The 12576-nt window shown below is 72.2% G+C and carries 8 protein-coding genes; 2 read left to right on the top strand and 6 right to left on the bottom strand.

All coding sequences use genetic code 11. From position 1 onward, the window contains the following. Nucleotides 1–673: glycosyltransferase (locus HKK72_RS12835; protein WP_187234549.1), on the top strand; the 673-nt coding region annotated here is incomplete at its 5' end. Nucleotides 674–760: 87 nt separating this feature from the next. Further along, nucleotides 761–3676 carry a hypothetical protein gene (locus HKK72_RS12830; protein ID WP_187234548.1) on the top strand — a complete coding sequence of 972 codons (2916 nt, stop codon included), beginning with the start codon at nucleotides 761–763 and terminating at the stop codon, nucleotides 3674–3676. Nucleotides 3677–3698: 22 nt separating this feature from the next. Here the strand turns inward: HKK72_RS12830 and HKK72_RS12825 are convergent, their stop codons facing one another. The 6 genes from HKK72_RS12825 to HKK72_RS12800 form a co-directional block, all read right to left on the bottom strand. Beyond that, nucleotides 3699–4508, bottom strand: coding sequence for a putative protein N(5)-glutamine methyltransferase (locus tag HKK72_RS12825; RefSeq protein ID WP_261986760.1), 810 nt, complete (start codon nucleotides 4506–4508; stop codon nucleotides 3699–3701). Between the two features lie 259 nt (nucleotides 4509–4767). After that, nucleotides 4768–5907, bottom strand: a complete 1140-nt coding sequence (locus HKK72_RS12820; protein WP_187234546.1) for a right-handed parallel beta-helix repeat-containing protein — start codon at nucleotides 5905–5907, stop codon at nucleotides 4768–4770. A gap of 125 nt (nucleotides 5908–6032) precedes the next feature. Continuing rightward, the gene (locus HKK72_RS12815; protein WP_187234545.1) at nucleotides 6033–7721 is read right to left on the bottom strand and encodes an asparagine synthase-related protein; all 1689 of its coding nucleotides are present in this window, start codon (nucleotides 7719–7721) and stop codon (nucleotides 6033–6035) included. Continuing rightward, complete coding sequence (locus tag HKK72_RS12810) at nucleotides 7718–9406, bottom strand: glycosyltransferase (RefSeq protein WP_187234544.1); 1689 nt, start codon at nucleotides 9404–9406, stop codon at nucleotides 7718–7720. Before HKK72_RS12810 ends, HKK72_RS12815 begins: the two co-directional genes overlap by 4 nt. After that, nucleotides 9399–11369, bottom strand: a complete 1971-nt coding sequence (locus HKK72_RS42125; RefSeq protein WP_187234543.1) for a glycosyltransferase family 2 protein — start codon at nucleotides 11367–11369, stop codon at nucleotides 9399–9401. The genes HKK72_RS12810 and HKK72_RS42125 overlap by 8 nt, the downstream gene beginning before the upstream one ends. Continuing rightward, nucleotides 11366–12508, bottom strand: coding sequence for a class I SAM-dependent methyltransferase (locus HKK72_RS12800; RefSeq protein ID WP_187234542.1), 1143 nt, complete (start codon nucleotides 12506–12508; stop codon nucleotides 11366–11368). The genes HKK72_RS42125 and HKK72_RS12800 overlap by 4 nt, the downstream gene beginning before the upstream one ends. Nucleotides 12509–12576 lie beyond the last annotated feature (68 nt).

Below are 12576 nucleotides of genomic sequence, written 5' to 3'. Positions count from 1 at the left end.
CAGATTCCGCCGCGACCACCCGGTGGTGCCGAACACCACGTACGTGCCCGCGACCGCGCCGGCGCCGCCCGGCGCCGACCGGGTCGTCTATCTCGGCCACCTCTCTGAGGCTCGCGGCGTCAGGGACCTCATCGAAACGGCACGGCTGCTCAGGCCCGAGGGCATCACGACCGAGCTCATCGGCGGCGCCGACCCCCAGGCCACGGCGCTGCTCCGCGACGCGCACCGCGACGGCCTGGTGCGGTGGCACGGCTACCAGAGCAACCGGGAGGCCCTGGCCATGCTCGAGGGGGCACTGGCCGGGCTCTCTCTCCTGCACGACCTCCCGAACTACCGGCATTCGCTGCCGACCAAGGTCGTGGAGTACATGGCGCACGGCGTTCCGGTCGTGACGACGCCGGTCCCACCTGCCGCCGCCATCGTGGCCGAGGCCGGGTGCGGGCTCGTGGTGCCGTACGAGGATCCCGCCGCCGCCGTGGCCGCGGTGCTACGGCTGCGCGACGACCCGGTCCTGCGCGCGAGGCTGGCCGGCCGCGGGCACGAAGCGGCCCTCCGTCGTTTTCACTGGCCCCACCATGGAAGCGTTTTCGTGACCCGGCTCATGGAATGGGCGGGCGAGACCCGCGCTCAGGAATCGCTGGTTGACGGAAACGCCGCACGCAAGCCAACGTGAGGTTGCGCGGACACTAGAGTTCTTCTCACTAGTGTTCTTGAGCGACAATTAAGGCAAATTGGATAGACGCATGTCCGGAGGGGCACCGTGAACGGGGCTGGCAGACCAGAGAACAACGACCCGCATCAGCCTCGTCCCGAGGAAGATCAGTGGGAGCAGGCGCCGGCGCCGCCACCGGCGTGGGGCAACCCGGCGGCCACGGACATCACCCGGCAGGACCCGCAGGCGCCGCCGGTGGAGCAGCCCGCGCAGGAGAACGCCGAGGCGGCGGCCGAACCCGGCCCCATGCCCGGCCTGCCCGAGGCCCCGCCCTGGCAGTACGGCCCGCCGAACGACTTCGGCTCCTCGTGGGGGCCTCAGCCCGTCCTGCCACCGGACGCCTTCGCCTCCCCCGGGGCGCAGCCGCCGGGCCCGCCCGCGGTCCCCCCGCCAAACGCCATCTCGGCGGCCCCGCCGCCGGAGGCCTTCGCCCCATCGGTTCCGCCGCCCTCCTACACCAATCCGGCGCCGCCGCCGGGGGCCTTCGGCGCCCCCGCCCCGCCTCCGCCGCCCCCGCCGCCCATGGGCCCGGGCCCCTCTCCGGGGGCCTTCAACGCGCCTCCCGCCGGACCGGAGCGGTTCCACCAGCCCGTCGCCTCGGAGCACTTCGGCGGGCCGCCGGCCATGCCTCTGGGCCCCGGCGCGCAGGGGAACGAACCGTGGGTCATCCAGGGCGGCACGCGACGCCGGCGCCGGTTTCCCACGGTGCCGGTCCTCATCGTGGTCGGCGCGCTGGTCGTGGCCGGCGGTGGCGGCTACGGGATCTACAGCGTGCTCGGCAAGGGCGGCTCCGATCCGGACAAGACCCCGGTCTCCCAGGTGGCCGACGACCTCTTCGCCGTCGACACGACCGGTCCCGATGGGCGCGATCAGGCGATCGCGAACATCGCCGCCGCGGGCAACACCGTCGTGGCGGCGGGATCCGAGGTCGGCGGCGCCGCCCCCCGTCCCGCGTTTCTGTTCTCCACCGACCAGGGACGCACCTGGAAGGTCGCCCCGGTCAAGTCCGAAGACGGCAGCGCCGCAACCGGCCGACCCGACGTGATCACCGGTGCGCCCGGCGCCTGGCTCGCCCTCGGCGCGAGCGGTAACGACCGGGCCGTCTGGACGAGCAAGGACGGCCGCTCGTGGACCCAGCTGAGCGGCCGCGTCAACGCCTTCCGCGCCGACGACGAGATCGAGGGGATCACCCGTACGCCCCAGGCGTTCGTCGCCGTCGGACACCGCGCGTCGGACCGGAACGCGGCCCCGATCGTGTGGCGCTCCGCCGACGGCAGGGCGTGGGAGCGTCTGGACGGCGGCAGGCTGAAGCTGCCGGCGAAGGCGGGAAAGCCCGCCGGGCTCCGCTACGTCGCGGCCGCCGGCGGCGCACTGCTGGTGACTGGTGACGTCGTCAAGGCCAAGAGCACCGTGGCCGCCGTCTGGCGGTCGACCGACGACGCGCGCACCTGGACCGCGATGGACTCGCCGAGCGGGAACGGCGCCTTCGGTTCCGTGCATCTGGCCGCCACCTCCGGCGGCTTCCTCGCGCTACGGGAGGGCAAGGACGGGCAGGACCGGTTCGGCGTGGTGTTCCGTTCGGCGGACGGGGAGAACTGGCAGGCCGGCGGCACCATCAGGAGCGCGGACGGCGCGCCGATCAACCCCCAGCGGATCGTCGGCGGAGACCAGGGATTCGCGGTGCTGTCGGCGGGGCCGGGCGACCAGCGGACCCTCTACCAGAGCACCGACGGCGCTAACTGGCGACCTTCGGCGACGCTCACCGACGATCCCGTCCGTACCGCGGCCGGGCTCGCCGTCACGAGCGGCGGCGTCGTGATCGGGGGCACGCGGCGCGGACCCGATCAGGACTTCTACCTCGCCATGGCCGGTGGCCCGGGAAGCCCCGCCCAGATCGACGTGGCCAAGGTGCCCGGCGCCGTGAACCGGGAGCGGTCCGTACGCGACGTCGCCACGGCCTCCGGCCGCACCGTCGCCGTCGGCAGCGCGAACGGCAGGGCGGCCGCATGGACCTCCGGTGACGGCGTCACCTGGAGCCGTGCCGACACCTCCTCGCTCGGCGGATCGGAGGAGCAGGGCTTCACCAAGGTCGCGCACGGCCCGCAGGGCTGGCTCGCGATCGGCTCCAAGGTGGGGAGGCCGTTCGCCGCCACGTCTCCCGACGGCCGGTCCTGGCAGGCGGTCGACGAACGGACCTTCGCCGGCACGGCGAACCGGCCGCCGACCCTGTCCGCCGTGGCGAACGGCGCCAAGGGCTATGTCATCGTCGGGACCGACGGCGGGGACAGCCCGACCTCGTTCGCGGTCGCCTGGCACTCGGCGGACCTTCGCACCTGGCGGCGCGGCCAGATCCCGGCGAGCAAGAGCGGGGCGCCGCGCACGATCCTCGACGTCGCCGCCGGTTCGGCCGGCTACGCCGCCGTCGGAGAGACCACCGATGCGGACCGGCCCCCGGCCCAGCGGGCCAGGCCGGGCATCTGGACCTCGCCCGACGGCCTGCGCTGGACCGAGAAGCAGGCGGCCCTGCCGAACCGCGCGTCGGCCGGCCGGCTCAGCCAGGTCACGATCAGCGGGAACACCGTCGTGGCGGCGGGAGAGGCGTTGTTCAGCGGCACGCGCGCCTTCGTCATGGTCTCGGATGATCTGGGGACGACGTGGCGGGCGGCGCAGCTGCCCATGCCGGTGCAGGGCACACCGAGCTATGTGACGGCGCGGACCGTCAGCCCCAAGGCCTTCGTGATCCTCGGGACGGTCGGCGGAGCGCTGACCGGGGACGTCATCATGTGGAGCTCACCGGACGGGCGGTCCTGGCGCATGTCGAGCCCGAAGGGCGTCGGACTCGCCGGCGCGGGGCTCCAGCGGGTGCACGGCATCACCCCGCAGGGCGCCGGGTACCTCGGAGTGGGGATCACCACGGAGAACGGGCCGGAGAAGACCACGCTGTGGCGCCCCCCGGCCCAATGACCGGCTGCGGGTGACCGGCCGCCTACCCAACCTCACGGGACAGACCGGCCAGCCCCGTGTCCCCGGGAGCGGGCCTGGTTCCGATGACGACGGTGGCGTTCAGCTCGTCCGAGACGGCCACCCGCGGGATCAGCCCGTCGCCGGCGAAGGTCTCGACGGTCCGTGACACCTGACGCTCGCTGGTCTCGACCAGCAGGTGGCCGCCCGGCGCCAGCCACAGCGGTGCCGCGGCGGTCACCCGCCGCAGGACGTCGAGCCCGTCCGCGCCGCCGTCGAGCGCGACCCGCGCCTCGTGTATGCGCGCCTCCGGAGGCAGCAACCCGATCTCCTCGGTCGGCACGTAGGGCACGTTGGCGAGCAGGACGTCGACGCGGCCACGCAGCGCGGCCGGCAGCGGCTCGTAGAGGTCGCCTTCGTACACCTGACCGCCCGCGGCGGCGACGTTGCGGCGGGCGCACCGCACCGCGGCGGGGTCGATGTCGGCGGCGTGCAACTCGACCTGATCGCGGCGGGACGCGACCAGAGCGGCGCCCAACGCGCCGGAGCCGCAGCACAGGTCGACGACGACGGCCCGTGGCCCGGCGAGGGCGGCGGCCTCGCGCACGAGGAACTCGGTGCGGCGGCGGGGCACGAAGACCCCGGCGTCCACGGCGATCCGCAGGCCGCAGAACTCGGCCCAGCCGAGGACGTGTTCGAGGGGCAGGCCGGCGGCGCGCCGGTCCACCATTGCGGCGAGGTCGGCCGGCGTCCGGGCCGTGGAGACGAGCAGGTCCGCCTCGTCCTCGGCGAAGACACAGCCGGCGGCCCGCAGCCTCGTGACGATGACGGACATGGCGAGAGGTGACGGTGAGACGGATCGATGGAGAGGTGATGGGGAAGCCGACATGGAAGCCCTTCGGGATACCGATGGGCGCTCTCCCGGTCACCTAGGGCAGGTCGACCGCACAGCCGTGAGGTGAGAGCACCCGGCCTGATCTGGCGGTAATGGGTCTCACCTCCTGGGTAGGTCCGCTGCTCGAGACGCCAACACTACCGCAGGCGTCCATGCCCGGCTTCGACGGGACCGTGGCGGCGGGAAGGGGGCGGCGCGGTCAGCGCGTCTCGTTGTCCCAGGACAGCACCCGGTTCTCGGCGCCGTTACCGCAGTCGGCCGCGGCCGAGTGTTCGGGGCCGTCCGGCGACGCCGACCAAGGCGTCACGCCGCCCACATAGCCGGAGATCAGCCGGTTCTCGTGGAACTTGTTCTGGGTGGACGGGCACTCTCTGGTCTCGCGTGACTTCAACGCGCTCACGAACCAGTCGGAGAAGAACGCCTTGAAGCCCGAACGCACGAAGGTGTTGCGGGCGATGTCGTTTCGGCCGCTGCCGTTACGGGTGCGGATGGGATCGCCGCTCACCCGATCGAAGCGATTCTCCCGGATGACGTTGCCGGTGCTGTGGTGCGCCATGTAGATGCCGTGCACCAGTTCGAGTTCGCCCGAGCCCGAACGGTTCTCGATCCGGGTGAACTCGTTGCGCTGAATGACGTTGTTCCTGGAGTTCACCAGGTCGAGCGCCCCGAACCCGAGCCCGGACGACACGTGCTTCGACCCGATCGACCGGAAATTCATCCCGTAAACGGTATTGCCGTTCACGCCGAGAGTGCGAGGAAGGGTCACGCCGGCGCCATTGCGCTTCGTGCCCCCGTCCAGCATGATCCCGCCGCTCGAATATCGCTCCACCTGCAGGTAGTAGAAGCGCAGCCGCGCGTCCCCGCCCGCGTTCTGCGGCGGCAGTACGGCCCGGAACCAGAATCCGGCCGACCCGGTGCCGCGGAAGATGGGACGCCCGCGGATTCCGCCGACGCCCTCGCCGTAGTCGTAGTCGGCCGGCAGGAAAGTGATCGACCGGCCGGCCACGTACGTGTCCCACACCAGGGGCGGCGCGACGTAGGTCCCCTTGGCGATCCGGACCTCGACGTCACTGGTCGGGCGCGCCGCCGCGATCACGCGCTGCACCTGGGCCAGGCTCTGGACCGGAGAAGAGGGCGTACGGCCGTCGTTGCCGTCGGTTCCCGACGGGTCCATGAAGACGCGGAACGCCCCGGTCGCGCCGTTGTCGGCCAGCCGGCCGGCCTGCTCTCCCGCCCGGTTCGCCGGGCTCCGCTCGGTGTCGGACGACCCCATCGCCAGGCTGAGCACCGCGGCCACGGCCACCGCGCCGAGCGCGACCGGACCCCCAAGATCGCGCATGCCCAGCGACCTCCTGATCAGTCCGCGCCCACTCTGGATGCTCGCCCGCTTGCCGAGACGGTATCACTGGATTCGCTACCACCATTACGAATCCGGCACGGCGTTAGATGTCGGCACAGAACCCATTAAGCGGGCACTTCGAAGCGCAGACTCGCGAGCCTGGACGCGTAGGTGGCCTGCCATTCACCGAGCAGGCTGGCCCAGTTCAGCACCCGCAACCCGGTCAGGCTCCGGCCGAGCAGCGTGAGCGCGTTCGGATCCCTGAGCGCCAGCCGCAGTTCGGCGCTGAGCACCTGCCGGGCCCCCTCGCCGGAGAGGATCGCGTCGGCCATGGCCGCCAGCGCCGCGGGCTCGGTCTGCCGCCTCGCCCCGCGCTTGCCCTTGGGCGGGGTGTCGTTCGTCGACGGCAGCGCGGCCACCCGGGGATCCGCCGTCTGGAGTATCTCGCGGTAGAAGCCACCGCCGACCTTCGTGCCGAGCGGCACGCGCAGGGCGGCGTTGATCACGTCGGGGTGGACGAACGGAAGGCGAACGTCGATCTCGGGCCCGAGCAGCCACTGCGCCGATGACGCGATCGCGCGCGCCGTACGGGTGTGCAGCACGCCCAGCGTCGGAGCCGCCGGGTGCCCTTCGAACCTCGCGACCGCTCCGTCGAAGGCCGAGCGGCTCATCTCCTCGAACGCCGCGCCGACGCCGGGTGCGAAGAGCTCATACCGGCGGAGCCTGCTCTCGGCCAGCTTGTCCCAGAGCAGCCGGCGCTGATGTCGTGGATCGCCGGCCTCGGCCGTCTGCCGGTCGACGAACAGGCTCTTCAACAGCACGTCGCCCGCCAGCCCGTCCAGGAACTGCTCGTCACGGGTGTGCAGTCGCCTGGCCAGCGGCATGATCCAGACATGGTGGGTCGTCTGGAAGTTGACCCGGCGGCGCACGTCGGAGTGCTCCTCCGTCCATGCGTCCGGTCCCGGCATGAACACCTGGTGGCTGAGCCCCAGCGCGCCCGCCACGGCGCCCGCGTACTCGATGTCGCGATCGCGGCCGTCGTCGTTGCTGGTGGTCCAGGCGACCATCCGCCGCCTTCTCCGGCGGGTGGCGAGGATCGCGAGCAGGCGGGAGTCCCATCCGCCGCTGAGGGTGATCGCCGCACGCCGCGCGCCACTGTGACTCGCGACGATCTCGACGATGTCGGCGGCGGTCGTGTCGCCCGTGGGCTCCGCTCCGAGCCATGACGGCTCGAAATCCCGCCGTTCGAGCACGCCGGGGCGGGCCCGCCAGGCCGTGGCGGCGACCATGCGGCGCACCTCCTGGAACGGCGTCGCATCTCCCACCGGGCCGGTGACGGCGAGGATGCCCGCCCAGGCCGACCAGTCGACGTGCAGTGGCCCGTCGGCGATGTCGAGAAGGGGGTCGATCCGCACGGAGAAGTAGACGGCGTCGCCGTGACGGCGCAGGTAGAGATCCTGCATCCCCAGCGCGCACGTGTGCAGTACCGCCTCGTCCCCCGTGAACTCGAGGCCGGCCGCGAGGCGCCGCTCGGCGGCTTCGGCCCACGACGCCGGCGCGGCCCCCTCGGAAAGCGATCCCCAGAAGTAGCCGCTGCGGGACGCCGCCTTCCACCTGTCCGGGGTGCCGGTCGCCCACAGGGTGGCGACCGGAGAGGACCGGACCTCGCGCAGTCCTCCGGGCGAGGCGTCCCTCAGCCGCCGCAGCGTTTCCGGGTCGACGCGCCCGATCGCCCCGCAGACATAGGGCCGCTTCCGGTAGGAGATCTCCACAGCGGACTCCTGCGGGGCCGGGCTCGTCGACGTCCCGGTCATGCCCGGCCGGCCGGATCGTCCGTGGAGCGGTGCCGGGTGACCCTGCGGCCCGCGGCTTCGAGCAGCTTCTCGCTGAGCGGCGCCTGAACCTTGCGCTTCAGCCGGGCCGCCTCCTTCTTCCACCGCTCGGCCTCCTTCTCCAGCCGGGCGGCCTCCTTCTCCAGCCGGGCGGCCTCCTTCTTCCACCGGGCGGCCTCGTCCTTCGGCTTCTGCGCGGCCGCCTTCGGCGCCGGTTTCGCGGCCTTGGCGGCTTTCGCCGCCTTCGCGGTGGAGACCAGCGCCCACTCGCTGCCGTCGAGCCAGTGCGTGCCGAACAGCTCGTGAACGACCTCGACGACGTCCTCCCCCGGTTCGCGCAGGGCCAGCGCCCGCGCGACCGCCTCCGTACGCTCCAGCCGCGCGATGAACAGTTCCCCGCCGAGAGGGAACGCCAGCAGCAGCAGACCGAGGCCCTCCTCATCGGCGAATTCGGCCAGGCGGCGCAGCGCGTCGGCGGTGGGCGTCAGGCCGGCGGGGCACACGAACCGGAACGGGGCGGGGGCGGAGGTCGGCGGAACCTCCTCGGCCAGGCTCACCCGGCCGTCGTGGACGAAGGCCTCATGGATGAGGCGCAGGTCGAGCAGCGGATCGTCCAACGGGGTCCGGCGATCGTCTGTGAGCTCCGACCAGGGGCCGACCAGGGTGACGCCGACATCCGACAGCGTGCCGGCGAGCACCCCGGCCGCACTCGCTCGCACGTCCTCGTACGACGCACCGCGCGTGTCGATGACGACGTCGATGTAGGGCACCCGCCACTGCCGGCCCGCCTCGCTCCGCCAGTCCCGGCGCAACGGCACGTAGTGGGTCAGGAACGGCTCCCGGTACCTCGTACCCTCGCGGTTACGGCTCTTCATCTGGGTGACCCCCAGGTGCCAGCACCGCGCCTGCCCGTCGGGCACGAAGACGGCGCCCGCCTGCGCGAGCCGGTAGCTGAGCTCGAGGTCGCCCCCGAGGACGAGCCGGGTGTTCATCTCGCCGCACTCGCGGTAGAGCCGTGGGGTGAAGGAGATGGTCCCGCCGCTGGCGGCACGGTAGGCACGGTTTCCGGCCTTGAGCAGGCCCCCAGTCTCCTCTATCACCTGGGCGGCCCAGGTCGCCCTGCTGCGATCCGCGTCGAAGAGCGCCTCGGCCGTGCCCGCCGACACGGCGTCGTGCACCTGCCGGTGGTCGAGTTCGCCGGGCGCGAAGTCCACGTAGCGCAGGCGGCCGAGCACCACGAGGTAGTCCACGATGTGGTGCCAGCGCATGTGCGCCTCGACATGCTCACCGTAGGCCAGCACGTCGGCGTCGAGCCGCAGGACGACGTCGCCGTCGGCCGCGATGATCCCCTGGTGCACCGCGTGCGCGGATCCCCAGCCGTCCGGGGAGCTCCGCACGATCTGCGAGTGTTCGGGGGCCAGCTCGGGCAGCCTCAGGGGCGGCGAACTCCCGTCGTCGACCACCACGACCTGCAGCAGATGCGCCGGGTAGGTCTGTGCCGCGAGTGCCGCCATGACGAGGTCGAGCTTCGCCTGGTCGCCGTAGGCGGGAATCACCACCGACGCCGTGCGGTCGGGTCGCCACGCGCCGATCTCGGGCACGTCCAGACCCGTGTAGTCGTTGTGCCTGATCCGAACCTGACGTCGCCGGATCGAGGGTTCACTCATCCGTCACGGCCCCCTTCGAAGGGGAAGCGGCGCTTCCCCGGATCTCCTCGGCCGCGATCAGAGCGCTCGGCCGGAACCCTCTCCACTGCCGCGTGGACCGACGCAGGAAGTGCGTGACCGGCTGCGTCCAGGTATGACCTGCGGCTCTGCGGTGCAGCATGTATCCGAGGCCGTGGGTCCGGTAGATCTGGCCGCCCACACTCTCGATCGCGCGTAGCAGTCCCGTGTCGACGTTCCGCGGGAGCGGGCGGAAGCCGCCCACGGCGTCGAAGATCCGGCGGTCCATGACCAGCGTGCCGCCGGAGAGATATCGGCTGCTCCGCTCCGAGGCCCCGCCGGGCCGCAGGACCGTGAGGTCGATCTCCTCGAGATAGACGAGCTGGCTGAGACCGCCCACGAGATCGGCCCCGGTGTAGGAGAACGCGAGGAGCATGTCGGCCAGGTGGTCGGGGCCGTACCAGTCGTCGTCGTCCCATTTGGCCACGTAGCGCCCGGACGCACGAGCCACCCCATGGTTGAGCGCCGTGCCGAAGGACACCTCGGACGGCACCTCGACAACGGTCAGCGGCCGGTCGAAGCCCGCTGTCGCCGCCTTGACCTCGGGCCGGTCCGCCGACGTTCCATGGAGGGTGAGGACCAGTTCGAGGTCGACGTGCCGTTGCCTGGCGACCTGCGCGAGGGCGAAGCCGAGAAAGTCGGGGCGGCGGGTGCAGAGGACCACCGACACCTGTGACCGGTCGGGCACCTCGAGGCCGGCCGTGACCGCCAGGTTGCGCCATCGGGCCTCGGCCGAATGGGTCCTCAGCGCCGCGCGGCGCAACCGGATGCTGTATTCCTCCCGGCGCAGGTCGTCGTCCAGATCGGCGTCGCACATCCCCACGATGAGCTCGGTGAGTTCGGTTCCGAGCGCCCGCGCCCACGTCGGGATGTGCGACGTGCGGAGAGGTACGCCCGCCGCCGCGAGCCCGGCTATCACGCGCACGGCCGCGACCGGGCCGCTGTGCCGGCCCCACTCGATGTTCACGGCACGCAACTGCCGCAGCGCGGCGACGTCGGCGTCGGTCACCGCTCCGGACGGGTGGAACCGCACCACGTGCGCCTCGCCGGTCCGCACCGACCAGTGGCCGCCGGTCTGTGTCAGCGAGCCGGTTCCGAGCTCGGGGGTGGAGACGAAGCCGATGGGGTTCACCGACCGCTCGTCGACCGGGGGCACCGCGTCCACCTGGGACAGCAATGGCATGATCGACTCTGCTTCGGCGGTGCCGCCGGGCGTGCCTAGCGCGCTCCAGGACAGGCGGCCGATCCGTGGGCGGTCCACCACCGGTACCCGCGGATCGCTCCACTGGAGCGGCTCCTGGCCGGTCGACCGGAAGACCAGATCCGCGGGCCGGAACTCGCCGGGGTCGCTGAGCGGACCCTGCTCGCTCATCGGCGTCACGCCGGGGTCGCCCGGACGCCAGTGCGAGGCCCCCGCGCCGGCGAGGGCGACACGTGTGGACGGCGATTCCTGCGGGCGATGGCCGTCGAAGCCACGGACCATCGTGGCGACGAACTCGCCGACGGGCATCGGACGGGTGAACCGCGCCTCCACGGCCCAGTCGCCCTTCGGCCCTCGGCGGGCCTGGAACTCGCGCATCGCCCGCCAGTCCGCGGTCACCGCGGGGAACGCGAGGGGTCGGTGCGGCGCCGACTGCGCGACACCGACCACGATATGCCTGGCCTTCGGCAGAAGCGGCGCGAAGGACGCCGCGCGCCGCAGGTCGGTCGAGGTGCGGGCGACGATCCCGACGATCCCCGAGCCAGGGGCGTCGAGGGCGGCCGCAGGGTCGATCTCGTCGAGGTCGACGACCTCGACGGCCTCCGGCAGGCCGAGGTCACCGGCCTGGTCCTCTGGAAGGAACCCCACGGTCACGATCAGCATCGGAGCGTCGGGCAGAACGCTCCGGATGAGACTTGTGATCACCGGGTTCGCCGGGTGAAGACGTGCGCGGAGCCGCCGCCCTTGGGAGCCGTACGCTCGAGTTCCGGATACGCGGCCAGCCACCGGTCGCTCAGCGCCCGCTCGTCCTGACGGTCCGCGTCGTCGAGCACGACGGTGACATCCTCGGAGCAGCGGGAGAGCAGCACCGGCAGGGCGGGGTACCGCGCCTGCGGGCCGGTCGGTCCCGGCGGGCCGTCCACCAGGAGCACCCCGATGTCGTGGAGGTCCTCGATCGCGCTCATGGCGTACCAGGAGTACTCCTCGTCGCCGTCCCGCCAGGCCTCCAGCGGAGCATGCCGGATCTCGACGACGTCCTCCATGCCGTGGGCGCGCACCAGGTCACGAGAGACCTGCAGGTAACGCTCGTCGTGTTCGAGGGCGATCACCCGGCCGCCCCCCAGCCGCTCCACCACATATCCGAGCCAGACGCTCGAAGAGCCGCTTCCGCACTCGACGATCACCTTCGGGCGCTTGCGCCAGATGATCTCGGCGGCGAGATGCAGCACGTCCGGGCTGATGGCCCAGCCCCGAAGAGCGGGCATCGGCGCGCGTGGCTGGAGCCATCCGCGCAGGTCGGCGTACGCCTCCAGCCGCGCGTAGGTGGCATCGGCGGCCGAGGTGACCGACTTCAGCGTCCGAGACACGTCCCTCTCGAGTTCGCGCAGGCGACCGTCGAGCGCCGTGAGAGCCTCGACGCGGCCGCCGAACTCGCTCATGCGCGCGTCCAGCGCGTCGGCCCGCCGCTCCATGTCCGCGGCGAGTGAGGCGAGGCGCTCATCGATCTGCGAGCGGGCCTCCGACCATCGGGAGAGGACCTCGATCCGGTCCTCGCCGAGTGCGCCGAGCACCTCCTCGACCTTCTCGCGAACCTCGTCCAGCCCGTTCGGCCCCGCCTGCGCGGTGACCACGGGCTGTTCGCGATGCCGGCGGTTCTCGCGCAGGGACCTCTGCACCTTCGCGTCGACACGGCGCACGCCGATCAGAATGACCATGAGCACGGCGAGAGCCGAGCCGCCGAGCGCCAGACCGCCGGCGACGGCGACGCTCACGACGTCCGCGACCGTGAGCACCGCGAGGCAGAGGATCCCCCCGACCACCATGACGCCCAGCGCAATCGTCAATCGCCTCGGCGACAATCCCGTCATGTCCTGCCCCGCAACCCTTGTCCCACGGCACATGATTGTCCGAG

The organism is Actinomadura sp. HBU206391, assembly GCF_014323665.1.
In the GTDB taxonomy this organism is placed as follows: Bacteria; Actinomycetota; Actinomycetes; order Streptosporangiales; family Streptosporangiaceae; genus Actinomadura_C.
The sequence above is the reverse complement of the archived record's forward strand: the minus strand, read 5'-3'. Positions and strand labels throughout refer to the sequence as shown.